Genomic DNA, 21,517 nt, shown 5'->3' with positions numbered 1-21,517 from the left:
AGACCCGTTCCACCCTCGATGCCTGCACCACGCTAGTCGGCCGCACGCGCGGACGGGAGCTGATTCTGCGGATCCCGCGGCTGACGCTGAAAGCGCGTGTCAGCGCGGTGAATTCAGGTGGCCGGCGGCGGATCAGCTGGCGGGGGTGGCGCGCATCCGGAGTGCGCTGTCCCTCATCTGCAGGTGCCTGCCGTAGGTGACACCGAGGAACTGCGCCACCGCGTCGGCGGCCAGCTGCGAGCGCACGGTCGCCAGATGGTCGAAAGCGTGATGGGCGTTGGGCAGTTCGGCATGGGCCACCACCTCGGCGCCCGCGCCGCGCAACGCCGCCACGAAATCCCGCGCCTGGGTGTGCGGGATCACCGCGTCGTTGCGTCCGTGCAGCACGAAGAACGGTGGCGCGTCGCGGTGCACGTGGTAGATCGGCGAGGCCGCTTCGTACTGCGGGCGGTGGTCGGCGAAGCGCGCACGCATGACGAACTGTTCGAGGAACGGCACCATCAGCGGGGTCATGGTCTCCACATTGGTCAGGTCGTAGGCGCCGTAGTAGGGCACCGCCGCCTGCACGCTGGTGTCGACGGTCTCGAATCCGGGTTGCAGCGCAGGATCGTTGGCGGTCAGTGCCGCCAACGCCGCCAGGTGGCCACCGGCGGAACCACCGGTGAGGGCGATGTGGTCGGGGTCGCCGCCGTAGTCGGCGATGTTCTCGCGCACCCAGGCGATGGCACGTTTGACGTCGACGATGTGCGACGGGAACGCGCGGCCGGGGCTGCGACTGTAGTTGATGGACACGCAGATCCAGCCGAGCGAGACCAGTCGGCTCATCAGCGGATAGGCCTGCCCGCGCTTCTCGCTGAGCGCCCACGCGCCACCGGGAATCTGCAGCAGCACCGGCGCCGGCCGGTTCGCGGGCAGTTCGGGCAGGCGCCAGATGTCGAGCAGGTGGTCACGGCCGTTCGGGCCGTAGGCGATGTTGGTGGTGGCCTTGGCATAGCGCCTGCGGTGCTGGGTCGCGTGCCAGAAGCCGGCGAGGCTGGGCCGGTGCGCCTGGAATTCCAGCGGATGGACCACCTGGTCGTTGCGCTCCCCGAAGGTGTCCGTCAGCGCGTCTTCGAGGACCCGGTTGGCTTTCTGCGAGGCCATGCTGGCGCTGATGCGGTCCAACGGAGTGGCGCGCACCGCCGACAGCGCGTGCCCGGTGACGGCCGCGGCGGCGAACTCCGTGGTGACCCAACCCGCCAGCCAGGCCGCCAGCGACGGGCAGCCCCGCGCGATGAGCGCTGCACCCCGGTAGGCGCGCGGGTCGGCAGCCAGCCGCAGGGCCTGAGCACCCACGGCCGAGGCCCGGGTGATGTCCATCGCAATGCTCATCGCACATGCACCTTCGCAGTCACGTACGGGCGTCTTCGCCCGCCGCGACAAGGAGCCTGCGAGCCCCAGTTGTGCCGCGGATCACAAAGGTAGCCATTTTTGATCGCAATAACACCTGTTTCCTGGGCGGGTTGTTCGCCTGAACCCGTATCCGCTGGTCAGTTACCGAATTGTTATGCGCGTAAACACACAGTGCGTACACCTGTGAATTCATTAATCGATGAATGTCCACAGAGGTCACGGTCCGACACGCCGACATGAGGAATCGGCGACACGCCGTTTAAGACGCCGCTCGCAGCGGCCGGAAACGTGGCCTACAGCGAGCAGAAACAGCGGCGTCGAGCGTGGCGCCGCCGGGTTTGCCGGACTCCCGCCCGCTCCCCTGAGCGCGGCGCCTGATTCCTGGAAAGTTCCACCGGCATGTCCCCGCCCGTGCGGCCGGGAAAGCGTGGCACCGACGGTCCGCCGCTGTGCGCTTTCACCGGTCGATCGGTGTTCGGACCTTGGGCTAGGGTATGTGCGCTGCCTCCGTAGCTCAGCGGATAGAGCAGCCGCCTTCTAAGCGGTTGGTCGCAGGTTCGATCCCTGCCGGGGGCGCCAACAGCGGCATTACCGGACCGCGGGTGCTCCCCTCCTGACATCCGCCGGCCCCGACTGATCGCCGCGGCCGAAGCCGCGCGGTACGGTCACGCGGTGAAGAGGACATGCGGCGCTCTCGCCGCAGTGGCGGTCGCCCTGGTGGCAGCCGCCTGCGGCAACGACGAACAGGCGCGCGCGTCGGCCGATGACACGTTCATCTCCGAATTGAGCAGCGACGCCTTCTGGAAAACCGTCGACAGAGCCACCGCGATCACCGCTGCCCATGACTTCTGCGATGCGGCAACGACGGCGAACGAGCAGGGAAACACCGGCGTCGACGCCGTGACGATGGTCGTCACCCGATACGGACTCGAACAAGGCCCGGTCCTGGTCGGAGCAGCCAAGCGCAACTACTGCCCGGACGCCGACCTCGGCTGACGCCCATCGACCGACATATTCCTTGACAGGAATATGTCGGCGTCCTACGGTGAGTTCATGCAGTCGATGATCTTCGGGGCGCTCAGTGAACCGAGTCGCCTGAGGATCGTCGAGCTGCTCCGGACCGGTCCCATGTCGGTCGGCGAGATCGCCGAGCGGCTCGAGATTCGTCAGCCGCAGGTGAGCAAACACCTTCGCGTGCTTGGCGATTCGGGGATTGTCACCGGCGAGGCCGTGGCTCGCCACCGGATCTACCACCTCGAAGCCGAACCGTTCGAGCAGATCGGCCGCTGGGTCGAATCCTTCGAGCAGTTGTGGGAAGTCCGACTCGACTCACTCGGCCGCTATCTCGACTCGATCACCGAGGACACCGCAGAGAAGCCCTGACCGAACACCGACCGGAGGACAGCATGCTCTTGCAACTACTCAAGCCCAAGAACCTCGATTTCGAACGGACCTACCGGGCCCCCATCGACACGGTGTGGCGGGCCTGGACCGACCCCGAGATCCTGCGGCAGTGGTGGGGTCCGGAGAAAACCGTTGTGCCGGAATGCAGGGTCGACCTGCGCGTCGGCGGCGAGATCTACATCGTGATGGAAGCCGGCGAGGCCATGGGCAAATACCAAGGCACACAATGGCCTATGGCAGGCACGTTCACCCGGGTAGAGGAGAGCACCGGCTTGTCCTACGACGCGCGCTCCTGGACGGCGGGTGAAGAAGAGGCGACCACGATTCACCACACCAACGACGTCACCCTGGTCGAGCGCGATGGCGCCACCACCGTGCAACTGCACGTCACGATCAGCAAGATCGGTCCCAAGGCGAAGCTGGCAGCATTCGGCATGAAGTGGGGTTACAAGGCGCAACTCGACAAACTGGAGAAGTACCTCTCGTCGCATTGACCTCGCGCTCACCGCACGTCACCGACTCGTCGACGGAAGCCCGTCAGGAGAATCCGACAAGAATCCGACAAGGTCGACGTTCGAACCTTCGGTCATCGCCGCACCCGCGGCATCCGACAGGAGGCTCGCATGAAGCTCGCGCGGTGCGCCCGGGCACTGTCCTCGATCGCCCTCACACTGTCGGTCCTCGTGACGGGCATGCCGCACGCCGCGGCCGAGCCGATCGACAAGGACCACCGTGGCGGAGTCGTTTCATCCGAGCACTACTTCGTGGTTCCCGCGGACGGTGCGACTGGCAGGGTTCAAAGCCATTGGGCCGGCCACAAGGTCGCCGATCCCCGGGGCTGGGACCGCGGAAGCGCCGCGCCGGCCGGCGCCACTTTCATCCGCGCGCCGCTGAAGTCGCCGATCACTGCGTCGTCAGCGCGGGATGCGAGTAACACCGGCACACAACCGAATTCCACGCCGCCGCACCTCATCTCCACCTATGAGGACGCGACCCGCGTCGTCGGGGTTGCCCCACTTCGGTGCGCGGTGCGCACTGTGCGGGCGCCGGCTCAGCGGCCTCCGCGGACGCCGACGGGCCGTCAGGACATCCCGGTGCTGCCCTGCCATGACGTCCAGTCGGCCGGTGCCGACCACGAACCGGCGAGGTCGGTCCCCGAGACACTGGCCACCGTGGCGATCGGATGCGGCGTGCTCGCGTTGGCATCGTTGGCGTTCTTCGTCATCGAGGGCCGTGGGCCAGGCAACGACGACGACTGATTCCGGCTGGCCCAGTCACCACCCCCAAACGGCCGCCGGAGTTCGGGTTGGGTTTTCCGAGGTCGAGCAAGTCCCGCCGCAGTCTCTGCCGCGAAGCGGTGCCGGCGCGGTAGCGTGCCGGACATGGCCAGTGCAGATCCCGTGCTCTACCACGTCGACGATCACGTCGCCCTGATCACCGTCAACGATCCCGACCGCCGCAACGCGGTCACCGAGGCGATGTCCGCACAATTGCGGCAGGCCATCGAAACCGCAGAAGCCGATACCGGCGTCCATGCCGTGGTGATCACGGGCGCGGGCAAGGCGTTCTGCGCGGGAGCTGACCTGAGTGCTCTCGGCGTCGCCGCCGAAGAGGGCCTGCTGCGGATCTACGACGGCTTCATGGCGCTGGGGAGTTGCACGCTGCCCACCATCGCCGCGGTCAACGGCCCCGCCGTCGGGGCGGGGCTCAACCTCGCGCTGGCTGCCGACGTCCGGATCGCCGGGCCGTCGGCGGTGTTCGATCCCCGCTTCCAGAAGTTGGGCATCCATCCCGGGGGCGGCGCCACCTGGATGCTGCAACGGGCGGTTGGTCCGCAGGTGGCCCGGGCCGCGCTGCTGTTCGGTATGCGTTTCGATGCCGAAACCGCGGTGACGCACGGTCTGGCGCTGCACGTCGCCGACGACCCCGTCGCCGCGGCGCTGGACCTGGCCCGCGGACCGGCGTCGGCTCCACGTGAGGTGGTGCTCGCCACGAAGGCCACCATGCGGGCCACGGCGTCGCCGGGGACGGTCGACACCGACACCCATCAGTCGGCCATGCGCACCGAACTCGGCCCGCAGGCAGCGTCCATCCAGTCCCCGGAGTTCGCTGCCAGACTGGCTGCAGCGCAACGCAAATAGCTAGAGATCCAGCAGCGCGAGCTCTGGCGCCTCCAGTAGATCGCGCAGCTCCCCGAGGAACGCCGCAACCTGTGCCCCGTCGGCAACGCGGTGATCGAAGGCGCACGTCAACCTCATGGTCGGCCGGGACACCACCTCGCCGTCCACCACCACGGCCCGGGGTTTCAGCGAACCCATGCCCAGGATGGCCGCCTCGGGATGGTTGATCACCGGCACACCGTCATCGAGGCCCAACGCCCCGAAGTTGGACACGGTGAACGTCGACCCGTGCAGTTCCGCGGGTTTGAGCGTGCCACCACGCGCCTGCTCGATCAGCCGGGCCACCTCGAGAGCGAGCTCGCGGGTGGTCTTGGTGTGGGCGTCGACCACCACCGGCACCAGCAGGCCCCGCGGTGCCGCCACCCCGAAACCGAGATGCACCGCGTGATGGCTGCGGATCTGCGCGCCGTCGGGACCGTCACTCCAGGTGGAGTTCAGGATCCGGTGACGGGTCAACGCGACCACCAGCAGCCGCAGCGTCAGCACGAACGGCGTCACCTCGAGCCGGTCCCGCAGCGCGAGCAGCCGGGTTCCGTCGACGTCCACACCGGCATGCGCATCGGGGATCTCGCTGCGCGACAGAGTCATTCGTTTGGCCATCTCGGCCTGTACGCCCCGCACCGGGATCACGTCATACCCGATATCGGTGGCGGGCCCAGCGGCGGCGAGCACCGCCTCGCGTGAGATCACGCCGTCTGATCCTGGTTCGAGGTCCTCGAGATCCACCAGCAAGTCGGCCGCCAATTTGCGCACGGCCGGCTTGGCTTTGGGCCGCCGCTCCCGTCGGCTTCGGTCCAGATCGGCGTCGGCGCCGTAGCCGACGAGCACCGGCGTGCGGGTGGCGGCGGCATCGGGCGCCGTCTCGAACGTAACCAACCGAGTACCCACCGCCAGCACCTCACCGGGTTGCCCACCGAGGGAGACGATCCGGCCGGCGAACGGGCTGGGGATCTCAACGGCGGCCTTGGCCGTCTCCAGGGTGCACAGCGTCTGGTTCAGTTCGACCTCGTCCCCGACGGCCACATTCCACTCCACGACGGTCGCTTCTTCGAGCCCCTCCCCCAGATCGGGAACCAAGAACTCGCTCATGGCATGCCCATCGCGCGTTCCACGCAGTCCAGGAGCCGATCAGGGCCCGGTAGCCAGACCTTCTCCAGACGTGCTGGCGGATAGGGGGTGTCGAACCCACACGCCCGCAGTACCGGGGCCTCGAGTTCGTAGAACAGTTCCTCCTGGATCCGGGCGGCGAGTTCGGCCCCGAATCCCAGGGTGCGCGGCCCTTCGTGCATCACGACCGCCCGACCGGTGCGCCGGATCGATGCGGCGACGGTACCGAAGTCGAGCGGATTCAGCGATCGCAGATCGACGACCTCGAGATCCCACGCGCAGTGCTCGGCCGCACTGAGCGCGGTGCCCACCGAGGATCCGTAGGTGATGACGGTGACGTCGCGGCCGGGGCGGCGGATCGCCGCCTGCCCGATCGGCAGACCCGGTGTGGTGGTGTCCACCGACTCTCGCCCCCAGTACCGCCGTTTCGGTTCGAGGAAGATCACCGGATCGCGGGCGGCGATCGAATGCCGCAGCAGCCAGTAGGCGTCGGTCGGGGTCGAGGGCACCACGACCTTCAACCCGGCGGTGTGCAGCCAGTAGCTCTCGGTGGACTCCGAATGATGTTCCACCGCACCGATTCCGCCGAACGACGGGATTCGCACGGTGACCGGCATGTCGACGTCGCCATGGGTGCGCATCCGGTACTTGGCCAGATGGCTGACGATCTGGTCGAATGCCGGGTAGGAGAACCCGTCGAACTGGATCTCCGGGACCGGGATGAACCCGCGGATGGCCATTCCGATCGCGATCCCGATGATCGCCGACTCCGCCAGCGGGGTGTCGAAACACCGTTCGTCGCCGAAGGTTTCCGCCAAACCCTCCGTCACCCGGAACACGCCGCCCAGCCGGGCGACGTCCTCACCGAACACCAGCACCCGGTCGTCGGCGGCCATCGCGTCATGCAGGGCATGGTTGATCGCCTTGCCCATGGTCAGGTCCGCCGGGGTGTGGAGAGGATGAGGCTCGGGCATGTCGTCGCCGGATGTCGCCGGTCGTTCGATGATCTGCGTCATCTCAAGCCTCCTTCGCCAGTTCGGCCACCAGCCGGTCGCGCTGGTCGGCGAGGTCGGGGGTGATGTCGTGGTACACGGTGTCGAACACGTCGGTGACATCGAAGTCCGGATCGCCGATGATGCTGTGGCGCACCTCGTCACGCAGGCGGGCCGACCGCGCGGCGATATGTTCCTCCAAGCGCTCCGTCCACACCCCTTCGGACTGCAGATACGTGCGGTACCGCGCGATCGGATCGCGCGCGCGCCAGTACTCCAGTTCCTCGGGCGGTTGATAGCGAGTGGGATCGTCGGAGGTGGTGTGCGGCCCCATCCGGTAGGTCAGCGCTTCGATGAGGGTGGGGCCGTCACCGGCCCGGGCCCGTTGCGCGGCCTCGGACATCACCGCGAAGCAGGCCAGCACGTCGTTTCCGTCCACCCTGACACCGGGCATGCCGTAACCGATCGCCTTGTGGGCGATCGACGGCGCCGCCAGTTGCCGGCTGACCGGCACCGAGATGGCCCATTGGTTGTTCTGCACGAAGAACACACAAGGCGCCCTGTACACCGCGGCCAGATTGAACGCTTCGTGGGCATCGCCTTCGGAGGTGGCGCCGTCACCCAGGAAGGCAACCGTCACGGAGTCCTCACCGAGGCGTTGCGCCGCCATCGCGGCACCGACCGCGTGCAGGCCGTGGGTGCCGATGGGAATGGCCAGCGGCGCGCAGCATTTCTCCGTGAAGCCCAAGCCGCCGTGCCACCGGCCGCGCCACACCGCACCCACCTTCGCGGGGTGGATACCGCGGGCCAGGAACGCGCCGAGTTCCCGGTACTGCGGGAACAGCCAGTCGGTCTTGCGCAGACACGCCGCGGCACCCACCTGGGCGGCTTCCTGACCGCGGCAGGTGGCGAACAAGGCCAGCTCGCCCTGGCGCTGCAAGTTGACGAACTCGGTGTCCAGGTCGCGGGTGAGGACCATGAGCTCGTAGAGCCAGGACAAGGTTTCGGGCGGTAGCTGACTTCGGGCACGCGCCTCGGGAGTTGGGCTCCCGTCGGGCGCCACCAATTGGACAGGCTCGAGCGTCACTGCCATACCGCCTCCTTGGGCCACTGACGGCATGTGACGCCGTCAGACGACTGAGGTGCTCAGTACGGCTGCGGTCAGAGCAAAACCACTGGTGAGAGGCTGTCAGTTACCGCCGGGGTGTGGCGGCCAGGCCGACGATGCGCTCTGCTCGCCGCAATACTGGGGCATCCACCATTATGCCCTCGAACTGGAACACGCCCCGCTGGTTTGCGACCTCCGCCAGGACGTGTCGGGCCCAACGAACCTGCTCGTCGGTCGGGGTGTAGGCATCCCGGATCACCGCCACCTGGCTCGGATGGATGGCGACTTTGCCGTCGAAGCCGACGGCCACGGCGTCATCGGACTCAGCGCGTAACCCGTCGAGGTCCTTGATGTCGATGTACACCGAGTCCAGGGCCAGCCGGCCGTACGCCTTGGCGGCGAGCAGCGACTGCGAGCGGACGTGCTGGGCGATATCGCGGTAGCTGCCGTCGGCGTGACGATTGGCGGTGCCGCCGGTGACGGCGAACAGATCCTCGGCGCCCCACATCACGGCGTAGGCGTTGTCCGCGCGGGTGGACTCGACGACGTTCAGCGCGCCGAGCGGGGTCTCGACGAGCACCAGCACGTCCAGCGGTGCCAGTGCACTGACCTGCTGCGCTGATTCGGTTTTGGCGAGCATGACGGTGGTGTAGTCGGTCTTGGCCAGTGCCTGCAGGTCGAGTTCGTGGTCGGGTGTGCCGCTGGGGTTGACGCGCACGACGGTGCGACCGGGTTCCAGTGGTGTGTCGAGCAGCGCCCGGCGGGCGGTGTCGCGGTCTTTGGCCGCCACGCCGTCCTCGAGATCGAGGATGACGACATCGGCTGCCGCAGCGGCTTTTCCGAACCGCTCGGGACGGTCGGCCGGGCAGAACAGCCAGGCCGGGCCGGGATTATCCAACGCCATCGGTGTCCTCCGGTTTCTTGCGGACCATCGTCTTGCGCGACGCGGTGGCCACGATGTCGCCGTGCTGGTTGCGGCCGGTGTGCGCGAAGGTCACGATGCCCTCCCCCGGGCGGCTCTTGGATTCGCGTTTGTCGCTGATGATCGTCTCGGCATACAGGGTGTCGCCGTGGAACAGCGGCTTCGGGAACGCGATATCGGAGAAGCCGAGATTGCCGACGATGGTGCCCTGGGTCAGCTGCGCCACCGACAGTCCCACCAATGTGGACAACGTGAACATCGAGTTCACCAACCGCTGATGGAACGGCGGCAGCGCATCGGAGAACGCCGCATCCAGGTGCAGCGCCTGGGTGTTCATGGTCAGCGTGGTGAACAGCACGTTGTCGGCCTCGGTGATGGTGCGGCCGGGCCGGTGCAGGTATTTGACGCCGAGTTCCAGTTCCTCGAACCAGAGCCCGCGCTGGACAACAACTTTGGATTCGCTCATCTTCAGAGCCCCATCGTCCGCGCGATCACCATGTACTGCACTTCGGTGGTGCCCTCCCCGATCTCGAGGATCTTCGAGTCGCGGTAGTGCCGGGCCACCGGGTACTCGTTCATGAAGCCGTACCCGCCATGGATCTGGGTGGCGTCGCGCGCGTTGTCCATCGCGGCCTCGCTGGACACCAGCTTCGCGATGGCGGCTTCCTTCTTGAACGGTTTGCCGGCCAGCATCAGCGCCGCGGCGTCGTAGTAGGCAGCGCGGGCCGCCTGCGCCCGGGCCTCCATGCGCGCGATCTTGAATTCGATGGCCTGGTACTTGCCGATCGGCTGCCCGAAAGCCGAGCGTTCTTTGGCGTACTTCACGCTTTCGTCGACGCAGCCCTGTGCGGCACCGACCGACAGCGCGGCGATGGCGATGCGTCCCTCGTCGAGGATCCGCAGGAAGTTGGCGTAACCGCGGCCCCGGGTGCCCAGCAGGTTCTCCTCGGGCACTCGGACATCCTGGAAGGTGAGCGGGTGGGTGTCGGAGGCGTTCCAGCCGACCTTGTTGTAGGCGGGCTCGGCGGTGAAACCCTCGGTGGGCACCGGCACCAGGATCGAGGAGATCTCCCTCTCCCCCGTCAGCGCGGTCACGGTGACCAGGCGGGTGATGTCGGTACCGGAGTTGGTGATGAACTGCTTGTTGCCGTTGATCACCCAGTGGCCGTCATCGAGTTTGGCGGTGGTCTTGGTGGCCCCGGCATCACTACCGCCACCGGCCTCGGTCAGGCCGAAGGCGCCGAGTGCCTGCCCGCTGGCCAACAGCGGCAGCCATTCCTGCTTCTGCTCCTCGGTGCCGAACCGGTACACCGGCATGGCTCCCAGCGACACCCCGGCTTCCAGGGTGATGGCCACACTCTGGTCGACCTTGCCGAGTTCCTCGAGTGCCAGACACAGTGCGAAATAGTCACCGCCCATGCCCCCGTACTCTTCAGGGAACGGCAGACCGAACAAGCCCATCTCGGCCATCCCGGAGACCACCTCGTATGGAAACGAGTGCTCCTCATCGTGTTTGGCGGCCACCGGTGCCACGACACTGCGTGCGAAGTCCCGGACTGTCTTGGCCAGCTGCGAGTAGTCGTCGGGCAGGTTGCCGGTGGACAGGTAATCAGTCATGGCTTTCACTTTCTGTTGCAATGATTCTGGCCAGTGGTTGGCCGACCTTGACTTGGTCGCCCACGGCGACAAGAAGTTCCACGGTGCCGTCGACGGGCGCGGTGAGTGAATGTTCCATCTTCATGGCCTCGACGGCCACCACGACGGTGCCCGCGGTGACGGCGGCACCATCCTCGACGTTGACCGCGACGACCGCCCCGGGCATCGGGCTGGTCAGTTCCGCGTCACCGGCGTGTTCGTCGTCGGGACGCACCGGCGCCTCCCGCACCTCGTCGACCACGCTGACACCGCGGTCACCGGCCAGCCAGATCCGGTGCTCGGCATCGGCCACCCGGTAGATCCGCCGGATGCCGTCCAGCACCACTGTCAGCTCATCACGGTCGAGATGAGCTGTCAGGGTGTGGGTTTCCCCGTTCTCCACCTCGGCGACGGACACCTCGGGGGTACCGGTGATCCGCACGTGGTCGGTGCGCTCGCCGGCCCGCAGCCGCGCCACGGTGGCCGCTGCAGCCCCGATCCGCCAGCCCGACGGCACCGACCACAGGTCACCGGTGGCCGCCTGCCAACAGCGCAGCCACCGATATGCCGCGGCCGCCACCAGCTCGGCCTCACCGGCGGCATAGGCGGTGTAGTCACCCACCCGGCGGTCCAGCAGCCCGGTGTCCAGCCGGCCGGCTTGCACGTCGTCGTCGGCCAGCAGGAACCGCAGGAAGTCGATGTTGGTGACAACACCGAGCACCGCGGTGTGGTTCAGCGCGCGGTCCAGGCCGCGCAGCGCCGCATCCCGGTCGGGGCCGTGCGCGATGACCTTGGCCAGCATCGGGTCATAATCACTGCCGACGGTGGTGCCGGCGAACAGGCCCGAATCGACCCGCACTCCCGGCCCTACCGGCTCCTCGGCCAGCAGCACCTGCCCACCGGTCGGCAGGAAGCCGTGCGCGGGATCTTCGGCGTACACCCGGGCTTCGATGGCGTGGCCGTGCAGCTCGATATCGGACTGCGCGGCGGTGAGCTTCTCACCCGCGGCGATTCGGACCTGCCATTCGACCAGATCCCACCCGGTGACCATTTCGGTGACGGGGTGTTCGACCTGCAACCGAGTGTTCATCTCCATGAAGAAGAACTCGTCGGGACGGTCGGCCGAAACGATGAATTCCACTGTTCCCGCGCCGCTGTAATTCACGCTGCGCGCCGTGTCGCAGGCTGCGGCACCGATGCGGGCCCGCGTCTGGGCGTCCAGCAGCGGCGAGGGCGCCTCTTCGATCACCTTCTGATGGCGACGCTGCAAGCTGCATTCCCGCTCGCCCAGATGCAGGACGTTGCCGTGGTTGTCGGCGAGCACCTGCACTTCGATGTGCCGGGGACGCAGGACGAATCGTTCGATGAACAGGGTGTCGTCGCCGAAGGCCGACGCCGACTCGCGGCGGGCACCGGCGAGTGCGGCCGGGAGGTCTTCCGGTCGCTCGACCATCCGCATGCCCTTGCCACCGCCGCCGGCCGACGGCTTGACGAGCACCGGGTAGCCGATGTCCTCGGCGGCGGCGATCAGTTGCTCATCGGTCAAGCCGGGCTCGGCGATGCCGGGCACCACCGGGACGTCGAACTGCGACACCGTCTGCTTGGCGGTGATCTTGTCGCCCATCGTGGCGATCGCCGAGGCCGGCGGCCCGATGAACACGATGCCCGCCTCCGCCAAAGCTGCGGCGAAATCCGCATTCTCGGAGAGAAATCCGTAACCGGGGTGCACCGCCTGGGCGCCGGTGCGCTGCGCCGCGTCGACGATCGCCGCGATGTTGAGGTAGCTGTCCCGCGCCGGTGCCGGTCCGATCAACACTGCCGTATCCGCCTCGGCGACATGGCGGGCACCGGCATCGGCCTCGCTGTACACCGCCACCGACCGGATTCCCAGGGACCGCAACGTGCGGATCACGCGCACCGCGATCTCCCCGCGGTTGGCGACGAGAATTGTCTGGAAGTTCATCACGCTCACATCCGGAAGACGCCGTAGGACACCGGCTGCACCGGTGCGTTCCCTGCCACTGAAAGAGCCAACCCCAGAATGGTTCTGGTGTCGGCGGGGTCGATCACCCCGTCGTCCCAGAGCCGGGCCGTCGAATAGTACGGGTTGCCCTGCGACTCGTACTGCTCGCGGATCGGCGCTTTGAACTGTTCCTCCTGCTCCGGTGTCATGTCACCGCGCACTGTCGCGAGCACCGAGGCCGCCTGCTCGCCGCCCATCACCGAGATCCGGGCGTTCGGCCACATCCACAGGAACCGAGGCGAATACGCCCGCCCGCACATCGAGTAGTTGCCGGCGCCGTACGAGCCGCCGATAACCACCGTCAGCTTCGGCACCCGCGCGCACGCCACCGCGGTGACCATCTTGGCGCCGTGTTTGGCGATGCCACCGGCCTCGTAGTCGCGACCCACCATGAAACCGGCGATGTTCTGCAGGAACACCAGCGGGATCATGCGCTTGTCGCACAACTCGATGAAATGTGCCCCCTTCATGGCGGATTCGGCGAACAGCACGCCGTTGTTGGCGATGATGCCGACCGGGTGACCATGGATGTGCGCAAAACCCGTCACCAGCGTCGACCCGTATTCGGCCTTGAACTCACTGAATTCGCCACCGTCGACGATGCGGGTGATCACCTCGTGGACGTCGTAGGGCACCCGCGCGTCGGTGGGTACGACGTCATAGAGCTCGGACTGGTCGGCGATTGCCTCCACCGTGGGTCGCACCTCCCAGGGCACCGGTTCACGTGGTCCGAGGGTGGACACGATGCGGCGCACGATCCGCAGGGCGTCGCGGTCATCGTGAGCCAGGTGATCGGTGACCCCCGACGTCTTCGAGTGCAGGTCTCCCCCGCCGAGCTCCTCGGCCGTCACCACCTCACCGGTGGCGGCCTTCACCAGCGGTGGGCCGCCGAGGAAGATGGTGCCCTGGTTGCGCACGATGACGGCCTCATCGCTCATCGCCGGCACGTATGCCCCGCCCGCGGTGCACGATCCGAGTACCGCCGCGATCTGCGGAATGCCTTGAGCGCTCAGGGTCGCCTGGTTGTAGAAGATACGACCGAAGTGATCGCGGTCCGGGAACACCTCGTCCTGTCGAGGCAGGAACGCCCCGCCCGAGTCGACGAGATAGATGCACGGAAGCCGGTTCTGGGCGGCGATCTCCTGGGCCCGCAGATGCTTCTTGACCGTGATCGGGTAGTAGGTGCCGCCTTTGACGGTCGCGTCGTTGGCGACGATCATGCACTCGCGTCCCGAAACCCGGCCGATCCCGGCGATCATTCCCGCACCGGGGCATTCGTCGTCGTACATGCCGTCGGCGGCCAATGGCGCCACCTCCAGCAGTGGGCTGCCCGGATCCAGCAGACCGTCCACCCGGTCGCGCGGCAACAGCTTGCCGCGCGCCACGTGGCGCTCACGGGACTTCTCCGGGCCGCCCAGCCGGGCGCGGTCCAATTTCGAACGCAAGGTCTCGACAAGCGCCAGATGATCGTGGCGGTGCGACACGGCGTGTTTCACGGGGTCTCCTGCGCTGGGTTAATCCGCACTAACTGAAGCCAGACGTTAATCGTGATTAACCGAAATGTCCAGAGGCGGGCGCACAAGTGAGGGCGCATCGCACCGATGTGCCCCCACTATCCTCAGGTGGTGGACCTGACGGCAGCGCATCTGCGCAGCTTCCTCGCGGTCGCCGAGGAGTTGCACTTCGGCCGCGCTGCCGAGAAATTGCACGTGAGCCCGTCGTCGATCAGCGAGCACCTGGCAACACTGGAACACCGCATCGGCAAGACCCTCTTCAACCGGACGTCGCGCAGCGTGACGTTGACCGAAGACGGTGTGCGCCTGCTGCCGTTGGCGCAACGTGCCGTCAGCGCCATGGACGAGGTGGTGGCGTGGGCGAAGTCGGATGCCGAACGGACCTCGATCCGCGTCGGCCTGGCTGTCTTCAGCACGCAGTTTCGCGCCATCTACGCCGCCGCACATCAGGGTATGCCCGAAATCGACTGGCAGATCACCCAGCTGGGTTTCGCCGATCCCTTTCGCGCGGTCCTGGACGGCGACGTGGACTGCGCCCTCATTCCGGCCGCCGCGCCGCTTCCGCGTCGCATCCTCGCCACGCCGCTGTGGGCCGACTCGTGCGTGCTGATCGTGGCGGAGACTCATCGACTCGCAGACCGGACCGCCGTCGGGGTCTCTGAGTTGCTCGACGAAACGTTCATCACCGTGGGCGATGCGTCGACCTCGGCGCACTGGCTGGGCTCGGTGCTGCGGGATGCGCCGCGCACGCTGCCCATCGCGCGCAATTTCGACGAGGTGCTCGAACTGTGTGCCGCCGGAGTCGGCGTCAACGTGGCGGGAGCCTCCGGGGCGGAGATCTACCAGCGCCCCGGGGTGCGGTTCGTGCCGATCTCCGATCTCGAAGACCGGATGACGTATCTGTGCGTGGCCAAGGGACGATCGAGCGCGGCCATCCGCCGGTTCACCAGACTCGCCGCCCGGGTGGCCGGATCATCCGGCGTCACCGGATGATCCTTCGGATGTTCCCGCTGGTAGATCGCGCGGTTCAGCCGAAGAATCGGGTGTATGCCCCACACCACCGCGGTGTCTCGTGACATCGTTTTCGCCGACCGCTCCACCGGCGCGCTGCTGCTCGACCTGTACACGCCCGCGGAGGCGGTGAAGCCGACGCCGGTGGTCATCTGGTTACACGGCGGCGCCTGGCTCACCGGTGATCGCACGCTGGCCCCCGATCTGCGGCGGTGGTTCGCAGCCCGCGGCATCGCGATGGCCTCTATCGAGTACCGGCTCAGTGATGTCGCGACGTTCCCGGCCCAACTGCACGACGTCCGGTCGGCCATCCGCTTCCTGCGCTCCCGGGCCGCCGGCTGGCACCTGGACCCGCATCACATCGGCGTGTGGGGGTCGTCGGCGGGCGGGCACCTGGCCGCACTGACCGGCTTGACCGGCCACCTGGACCAGCTGCCCGGAGAGTCAGAACGAGGCGACGCTTCGGTTTCGGCGGTCGCCGAGTCGTACGGCCCCGCCGATCTGCTCGATGCGCCGTCCACCTGGCGCGGCGGCGGGCCCAGCCCTGAGGCGGCGCTGCTGGGCGGCCCGCCGACGCATCTGGCCGCTGCCGCCCGCGCAGCCAGCCCGGTGTACCAGGTGACCGGCGCGGCGCCGCCGTTTCAGATCTCACATGGAACCGCCGACCCGGTGGTGGGCTGCGACCACAGTGAACGGCTTCACCGCGCGCTCGTCGAGGCGGGGGCGGACAGCACGCTCTACCTGGTAGAGGGCTACCGCCACGGGTTCCTCAACCCCAGCGGGCGCATCGACGCCGATCTCGGCAGGTACATGGACGACGGGCGGTTGGAGCGAGAAGTGCACACGTCTGCCCGAGTTCGCGGAGCCGACCTGACGGACACCCCGACGACTTTTGCCTTCGACGACATCGGCGACTTCTTCGTGCGCCATCTGCTGAAAGGACCCACTGCGTGACCACCATCGATCTCGAGTCCATGCACCGCACCCGCCCGCTCGTGAACCAACTCCCCGGAGAGCCTGCGCCGTACTACCTGGCCAGTGGTGAGGGCCTGCGGTACGAGATCGGCGGACAACTCTGGACAGTCATCGCCCGCCCCGCCGACACCGGCGGTTCTTTCGACGCCGCGTTCATCTCGGGGCCCCGCGGTGCCCAGGCGCCGTTTCACAGCCTGCCCGCACACCAGCGCAGCTATCAGGTGTTCGACGGCTGTGTGCAGTTCTGGCTGCCGGGGCAGAGTCGTGTTCTGACGCAGGGTGATTCGATACACGTCCCGCCAGGGGTGCCCGTCGCTTACCGGATGCTCGGACACGGCAGTCGCATGCTGCTCTTCTCGGCACCGGGCGGAGCGCTGGACGTCCTCCTCGACGAAGAGGCAGTGGCCCATGCCCGGGTGGACGCCCACATGTACTCCCCCCGAGGCGATGCGGGCGCGGCCACCGAGGATCTGCTCCTGCCCCGAGGCGCACACCGGCATGACCTTCCCTTCGTCTCGCCCAGCGCGCAGTGGGACGACACGCTTCCCCCGGGTGCCGAGCCGTATTTCCTGCGAGCCGGAACCGGCGACCGAGTGGAATGGCCCGACGCGATCAACGCCTACGAGGCGCGTGGCCGCAACACCGGCGGCCGCTACTTCTCGGTGCTGACCACCGCTGCCCCGCAGCCCTACTTCATCCGGCACTTCCACCAGCAACACACGGAGAATTTCTTCTGCATGGCGGGCCGAGTCTGGTTGTACGCCAACGGCGACGAAGTTCTGTTGACTCCCGGCGACTTCGTCCACGCCCCGGCGGGCACCGTGCACACGTTCGCGATCGACCGGCACGACACCCGGCTGCTCGGAATCCTGACCACCGACATCTTCGAACCGTTCTTCGACAGGACCGGCTTCCACACCGACGATCTGGTGTACACCGAAGGGTTGGTCAGCCCGGAGAGGTTCCGTGAGCGGATGGCCGCCAATACCGCCGACCTGGACGTCGTCATCGTCGGACCGCCACCTGCCCGGAGCCGCGCGCTGGACCTCTGACCCCGAAGAAGCTGCGCCACAGCATCTCTCGGCACATCGACGGTAGCCTACGGATGGCATTACGCCGACGTTCACGGCGACAATGGTATGTTAATCGCCATTAACCGACATTGTCCAGGCGAGGAGGCGAGATGCCCACCGAGTCGACCCGGCGTAGTCAGCTCAAGTCCGACCGCCGCTCGCTCCTGCTGCGGGCCGCCGAACGCCAGTTCGCCGAGCGCGGCTACCTGGCCGTGCGTCTGGAGGACATCGGCGCCGCCGCCGATGTCAGCGGCCCGGCGATCTACCGGCACTTCCCCAACAAGGAAGCGATGCTGGTGGAGTTGCTGGTGGGCATCAGCACCCGGTTGCACGACGGCGGACGGGCGGTGGTGGAGAAGGCCGACGGCGACGCGGAGGCCGCGCTGTCCGGGCTGGTGGATTTCCACCTCGACTTCGCCTTGGGTGAGCCGGACCTGATCCGAATCCAGGACCGCGATCTCGACCAGTTGCCGGCGCCCGCACGGCGGCAGGTGCGGCGCAGCCAGCGTCAGTATGTCGAGGTATGGGTGGCGGTGCTGCGCGATGTCCATCCCGGGCTCGACGAGGCCGATGCACGCTTGACCGCGCATGCGACGTTCGGGTTGATCAACTCGACCCCATACAGCACGAAGCCGGCCGGGGGTAACCCGGCCGGCTCCAAACCGCACTCTCGTGCAGTACTTCGTGCGATGGCCGTCGCCGCACTACGCTGGGCTGGCGAAGACCACTAGGTCTGGGTTAATACCAGGCCTTGCGTCCGGCGACCGGACGGCCGACGGCACCAAGGATCCAGAAGACCGCGCCGATCACCAGCAAGATGATGCCGATGGTCCACAGGATGCTGATATTCAACACGAAGCCCAGAATGAGCAGGATCGCTCCGAGGACAATCATGATTCCTACCTTTCAGTGAACTGAATACTCTTTTGCAGGGGTCTATGCGCTGGGTTGCGGCAGGTTGCAGCTCTCCACCGTTGGATTGACGCCTGCGTAATTCAACGGGCCCACAACCACGGTGAGTGCGATGGAACCCGCTGTTGCGCAGTTGGTTTCAGTGTTCTCGAAGTACCCCCGCTGGAAGGCGGCAAACACTCCGATCAGAAGCCAGACCAGAACAATCACGCCGATCAGACCGCCGCGTCGCATCTAGAGCCTCCGTTCGACTTCCCACTACCTGGCGAGCACAGGTTTACCCGAGCGCAAAAATCCCAAACATGACGTTTTGGTGGCGTTTTGGCAGCGCCCCGCGAACAACCGCCCAGTTAACGCGCGGTGGCGAAGGCGGTGCTGAGCCAGTCGCGCACCGCATTCGCCAGGGCAGCTCGGTTCTCCCGCTTGGCGATCTCGTGGCCGTCGTCATCGAACACCAGGTAGCGCACCGTACGGCCCCGTTCCCGAAGGGCCTGCGCCATTTGATCCGACTCGCCCACCGGGACGTTGGTGTCGTTGCCGCCGTGCACCAGAAGCAGTGGGGCAGTCAGCGAATCCACCCGCAGCAGGGGTGAGAGCTGGTCGAGGAGATCCCGGTCGCTGATCGGGTGGCCGTACTTGGGATAGGCGGCTGCAGCAATCCAGGCTTCGGTGTTGCGGTAGAACGTGCTCAAGTCGCTCATACCGCAGATGCTGACGCCTGCGGCGAACAGTTCCGGATGGAAGGTCAAGGCCGCCAGCGTCAGATAGCCACCGTAGGACCAGCCGCCCACCGCGATACACCCCGGCGACGCGAAGCCGTGGTCCAGCAGATGTGCGACACAGTCGGCGACGTCATCGATGGCAGCGAACCGGCGCTCGCGGTCGTCGGCGTGCATGAACGACCGCCCGAAACCGCCCGAGCCGCGCACGTTGGGGGTCAGCACCGTGATACCGGCATTGAGCAGTTGAGGGAACACTTCGCTGTAACCGGGGCGCGACTGGCCTTCCGGCCCGCCGTGCAGGTAGATCAGCGCGCCGATGTCCTCCACGCCGGGCGGCGGCGAGTATCGCCATGCGGTGAACGTCATTCCGTCGCGGGCGGTGAGGGTGTCCAGGGTGGGGGCGGCGGCCAGCGGGCCCGACATGGGCGTGCGATCCACCGGTTCCCATTCCAAGGTGCGGGTGTCGACGAGCTCCACGGTGCGCGGCTGCCAGGGACTCTCCACCGTCATGGCGACCATCGAGCCGCCGGCGCTGATGGAGAGCTCACTGGCCACCAGGCCGGGCAGCGGGATGGCCGGCGACAACGTGTTGTCGGCGTACTGCAGGATCTGTAATTCACTGCATCCGTTGATGTTCCACAGGATCGCCACCGTCGACAAGTCATCGCTGACCACGAACTCGTCGAGCTCGTACCCCGGTTTCTCGGCTACCACGTGATAGGACACGCCGTCCTCGGTGACGGTCACCTCGATCAACCGGGCGTGGTCGGCCCCGTTGTCGGAGCGGATGAGCGCACGGACGAATCCCTCGGTGCTGTTGAGCCCGTAGGTACTCGCGGGCTGGTACAGCTTCATGTCCTCGCCCTCGGGGCCGGAGCGCAGGCGGCGGGGTCCGTGATCGTCGAGAATCACGCCGGCGTCGGTGACGGATCCGGGATCGTAGGGCAGCAACGAGATCTCGGTGAGGCCACGCAACATCAGCAGCTCGCGGTATCCGCGCGGGCCGACCCGCACCAGGGCAGCCCCGGCCCACGAGTCGACCAGCCGGCCGGCCGAGCGCCGGTCCAGCACAAGACGATTGCCTGTGGCCGGATCGATCAGGCAGGACTCGCCCACACCGTCCTGGCCGGTGATGATCGCAGCCACCTGGGTGCCGTCCCAACCGATCAACTCCGCGGTCGCGTCGTCGGTCTCGGAGCCGAGGCCGTCGATCCGGCGCGCATCACGGTCATCGGGGTCGGTGGTCACCACCCAGATCTGGGTGCGGGAGGCTCCGTCGGGTGCCACTTCGCACGCCAGCCAATGCCCGTCGGCGGAGTGGATGACGCGGGTGACGGGACCGTCAACCGGCAATTCGACATCGCGGGACGAGCTGGCCCGCCAACCGCGCAGGAATCGCTGAACGGCGCGGGGGTAGCCGCCGTCGTCGACGATGTGCGCGAATGCCGTCGCGTCCGGTGACAGTGACGCGCCGTAGATCGCGCGCACTCGCGGTCCCACCGAACGCTCCTCCAACTGCTCGTCGTTTCAATGACCGTCGGCCGAACCGAGGTCGTCCGCCGACACCGTATCGGTTTGTACCCGGGTGTGTTGCTTGGGATGCGTGCCTGCGCGGGTAGCCTGCAGGGATGAGGTGGGCATGACTGATCCACGCCGACCCGACGGGTCTGATCCATATCGCCGCGGCTGGTCACAGCCCACGGAGCAAATGGGCAATCGCAACGGGCCCTACAGCGATCCTGCCTATGCAGGTCAGTACGGCTACCCCGGCTACACCCCACCGAACCCCACCGAGCAACTGCCCCCGTACTGGACGCAGACCCAACAACCGATGCAGCCGCCTCCCGGCGGTGAGCCGCCGGAGCCGCCCCGCTCGCCGCGGTGGTTGTGGCTGGCCGCCGCCGCGGCGGTGCTCTTGGTGGTGGGCATGGTGATCGCGCTCGTGATCGCCGACACCAACGCCAAGCAGGACACCGTGGTGGCGCCGCTGCCGCCGATGCAGCAGGAACCGGCGACCACCGCGCCACCCACCACGACCTCGCGCACGCCCACCACCACCAGCACCCCGTCGACCAGTACGTCGCCGTCCACGACGACGCCGTCGACCTCGGCACCGCTGCTTCCGCCCACCAGCTCCGAACCGGGCGTCAGCGAACCGGTGGTGTACACCGTCTCCGGCGAAGGCCGGGCCATCAGCATCACCTACGTCGACGCCGGTGGTGTGCTGCAAATGGAGTTCAACGTGGTGTTGCCGTGGACCAAGGAAGTGAGCTTGTCGTCGCCGGCGTTGAACGCCGCGAGCGTGACGGTGCTGAACGTGGGCCGCGAGGTGACGTGCACGGTATCGGTGGATGGCACTCAGGTGCGGGAGAGGTCGGGCACGGGCCTGACGATCTGCGCGTCCGCGGGGTGACCGATGCGGGTCGCTCGGCGGAGCCGCGACCCGAGGAGGAACCCCGCAGTCAAACCCCGCGGGGTGACCGATGCGGGTCGCTCGGCGGAGCCGCGACCCGAGGAGGAACCCCGCAGTCAAACCCCGCGGGGTGA

22 protein-coding genes and 1 tRNA gene are annotated in these 21,517 nt (G+C 67.3%); 11 read left to right on the top strand and 12 right to left on the bottom strand.

The annotated features are described in order from the left end of the window. Positions 1-132: 132 nt before the first annotated feature. The gene (locus AC3A6P_RS19995) at positions 133-1,371 is read right to left on the bottom strand and encodes an alpha/beta hydrolase fold domain-containing protein (RefSeq protein WP_487693437.1); all 1,239 of its coding nucleotides are present in this window, start codon (positions 1,369-1,371) and stop codon (positions 133-135) included. 524 nt (positions 1,372-1,895) lie between these two features. Between AC3A6P_RS19995 and AC3A6P_RS19990 the strand changes: the two genes are divergently transcribed. The 6 genes from AC3A6P_RS19990 (at position 1,896) to AC3A6P_RS19965 (ending at position 4,937) form a co-directional block, all read left to right on the top strand. Next, positions 1,896-1,971 (top strand) — tRNA-Arg (locus AC3A6P_RS19990). A 93-nt stretch (positions 1,972-2,064) separates the two neighbouring features. Next, the gene (locus AC3A6P_RS19985) at positions 2,065-2,388 is read left to right on the top strand and encodes a DUF732 domain-containing protein (protein ID WP_487693436.1); all 324 of its coding nucleotides are present in this window, start codon (positions 2,065-2,067) and stop codon (positions 2,386-2,388) included. A 57-nt stretch (positions 2,389-2,445) separates the two neighbouring features. Beyond that, positions 2,446-2,775, top strand: coding sequence for an ArsR/SmtB family transcription factor (locus AC3A6P_RS19980; RefSeq protein WP_487693435.1), 330 nt, complete (start codon positions 2,446-2,448; stop codon positions 2,773-2,775). A gap of 23 nt (positions 2,776-2,798) precedes the next feature. Beyond that, positions 2,799-3,290, top strand: a complete 492-nt coding sequence (locus tag AC3A6P_RS19975) for an SRPBCC family protein (RefSeq protein WP_487693434.1) — start codon at positions 2,799-2,801, stop codon at positions 3,288-3,290. Positions 3,291-3,419: 129 nt separating this feature from the next. Next, positions 3,420-4,055 carry a hypothetical protein gene (locus AC3A6P_RS19970; protein WP_487693433.1) on the top strand — a complete coding sequence of 212 codons (636 nt, stop codon included), beginning with the start codon at positions 3,420-3,422 and terminating at the stop codon, positions 4,053-4,055. Positions 4,056-4,178: 123 nt separating this feature from the next. Beyond that, positions 4,179-4,937: an enoyl-CoA hydratase gene (locus tag AC3A6P_RS19965; RefSeq protein WP_487693431.1), complete on the top strand. Its 759-nt coding sequence runs from the start codon at positions 4,179-4,181 to the stop codon at positions 4,935-4,937. Here AC3A6P_RS19965 and AC3A6P_RS19960 read toward each other — a convergent pair whose 3' ends face one another. From AC3A6P_RS19960 to AC3A6P_RS19925, 8 genes are all read right to left on the bottom strand, one after another. Next, the gene (locus AC3A6P_RS19960; RefSeq protein WP_487693430.1) at positions 4,938-6,065 is read right to left on the bottom strand and encodes a dihydrolipoamide acetyltransferase family protein; all 1,128 of its coding nucleotides are present in this window, start codon (positions 6,063-6,065) and stop codon (positions 4,938-4,940) included. Then, positions 6,062-7,099 carry an alpha-ketoacid dehydrogenase subunit beta gene (locus AC3A6P_RS19955; RefSeq protein WP_487693429.1) on the bottom strand — a complete coding sequence of 346 codons (1,038 nt, stop codon included), beginning with the start codon at positions 7,097-7,099 and terminating at the stop codon, positions 6,062-6,064. The genes AC3A6P_RS19960 and AC3A6P_RS19955 overlap by 4 nt, the downstream gene beginning before the upstream one ends. Position 7,100: 1 nt before the next feature. Beyond that, entirely contained in the window at positions 7,101-8,168 is a 1,068-nt protein-coding gene (pdhA, locus tag AC3A6P_RS19950) for a pyruvate dehydrogenase (acetyl-transferring) E1 component subunit alpha (protein WP_487693428.1), read from the bottom strand. A 100-nt stretch (positions 8,169-8,268) separates the two neighbouring features. Then, positions 8,269-9,087, bottom strand: a complete 819-nt coding sequence (locus AC3A6P_RS19945; RefSeq protein WP_487693426.1) for an HpcH/HpaI aldolase/citrate lyase family protein — start codon at positions 9,085-9,087, stop codon at positions 8,269-8,271. Further along, positions 9,074-9,571, bottom strand: a complete 498-nt coding sequence (locus AC3A6P_RS19940; RefSeq protein WP_487693425.1) for a MaoC family dehydratase — start codon at positions 9,569-9,571, stop codon at positions 9,074-9,076. Before AC3A6P_RS19940 ends, AC3A6P_RS19945 begins: the two co-directional genes overlap by 14 nt. Before the next feature lie 2 nt (positions 9,572-9,573). Beyond that, the gene (locus AC3A6P_RS19935; RefSeq protein ID WP_487693424.1) at positions 9,574-10,722 is read right to left on the bottom strand and encodes an acyl-CoA dehydrogenase family protein; all 1,149 of its coding nucleotides are present in this window, start codon (positions 10,720-10,722) and stop codon (positions 9,574-9,576) included. Then, positions 10,715-12,703, bottom strand: coding sequence for an acetyl/propionyl/methylcrotonyl-CoA carboxylase subunit alpha (locus AC3A6P_RS19930; RefSeq protein WP_487693423.1), 1,989 nt, complete (start codon positions 12,701-12,703; stop codon positions 10,715-10,717). Before AC3A6P_RS19930 ends, AC3A6P_RS19935 begins: the two co-directional genes overlap by 8 nt. Before the next feature lie 5 nt (positions 12,704-12,708). Next, the gene (locus AC3A6P_RS19925; protein ID WP_487693422.1) at positions 12,709-14,259 is read right to left on the bottom strand and encodes a carboxyl transferase domain-containing protein; all 1,551 of its coding nucleotides are present in this window, start codon (positions 14,257-14,259) and stop codon (positions 12,709-12,711) included. Between the two features lie 129 nt (positions 14,260-14,388). On the opposite strand from AC3A6P_RS19925, the gene AC3A6P_RS19920 reads away from it, so the two are divergent. From AC3A6P_RS19920 to AC3A6P_RS19905, 4 genes are all read left to right on the top strand, one after another. Then, positions 14,389-15,270 carry a LysR family transcriptional regulator gene (locus tag AC3A6P_RS19920; protein ID WP_487693421.1) on the top strand — a complete coding sequence of 294 codons (882 nt, stop codon included), beginning with the start codon at positions 14,389-14,391 and terminating at the stop codon, positions 15,268-15,270. A gap of 54 nt (positions 15,271-15,324) precedes the next feature. After that, positions 15,325-16,242 carry an alpha/beta hydrolase fold domain-containing protein gene (locus tag AC3A6P_RS19915; RefSeq protein ID WP_487693419.1) on the top strand — a complete coding sequence of 306 codons (918 nt, stop codon included), beginning with the start codon at positions 15,325-15,327 and terminating at the stop codon, positions 16,240-16,242. After that, a complete protein-coding gene (locus AC3A6P_RS19910) occupies positions 16,239-17,315 on the top strand; it encodes a quercetin 2,3-dioxygenase (protein WP_487693418.1) in 1,077 nt (358 codons plus the stop codon). Before AC3A6P_RS19915 ends, AC3A6P_RS19910 begins: the two co-directional genes overlap by 4 nt. 131 nt (positions 17,316-17,446) lie before the next feature. Next, on the top strand, positions 17,447-18,067 hold the full coding sequence (locus AC3A6P_RS19905) for an SACE_7040 family transcriptional regulator (protein WP_487693417.1): 621 nt from the start codon (positions 17,447-17,449) through the stop codon (positions 18,065-18,067). Between the two features lie 7 nt (positions 18,068-18,074). Here AC3A6P_RS19905 and AC3A6P_RS19900 read toward each other — a convergent pair whose 3' ends face one another. The 3 genes from AC3A6P_RS19900 to AC3A6P_RS19890 all read right to left on the bottom strand — a co-directional run bounded on the left by AC3A6P_RS19900 (position 18,075) and on the right by AC3A6P_RS19890 (position 20,470). After that, positions 18,075-18,230 carry a zinc metallopeptidase gene (locus tag AC3A6P_RS19900; RefSeq protein WP_147289407.1) on the bottom strand — a complete coding sequence of 52 codons (156 nt, stop codon included), beginning with the start codon at positions 18,228-18,230 and terminating at the stop codon, positions 18,075-18,077. A 42-nt stretch (positions 18,231-18,272) separates the two neighbouring features. Next, the gene (locus AC3A6P_RS19895; RefSeq protein ID WP_487693416.1) at positions 18,273-18,482 is read right to left on the bottom strand and encodes a hypothetical protein; all 210 of its coding nucleotides are present in this window, start codon (positions 18,480-18,482) and stop codon (positions 18,273-18,275) included. A 116-nt stretch (positions 18,483-18,598) separates the two neighbouring features. After that, positions 18,599-20,470 carry an alpha/beta hydrolase family protein gene (locus AC3A6P_RS19890; protein WP_487693415.1) on the bottom strand — a complete coding sequence of 624 codons (1,872 nt, stop codon included), beginning with the start codon at positions 20,468-20,470 and terminating at the stop codon, positions 18,599-18,601. Positions 20,471-20,609: 139 nt separating this feature from the next. On the opposite strand from AC3A6P_RS19890, the gene AC3A6P_RS19885 reads away from it, so the two are divergent. Beyond that, positions 20,610-21,383 (top strand): MmpS family transport accessory protein, encoded by a 774-nt coding sequence (locus AC3A6P_RS19885; RefSeq protein ID WP_487693414.1) that lies wholly within the window; start codon positions 20,610-20,612, stop codon positions 21,381-21,383. Positions 21,384-21,517 lie beyond the last annotated feature (134 nt).

The sequence above is a fragment of the Mycobacterium sp. Soil_C_30 genome, assembly GCF_057656995.1.
Note: the sequence above shows the minus strand (reverse complement) of the source record. Positions and strands in the feature narration are given on the sequence as shown.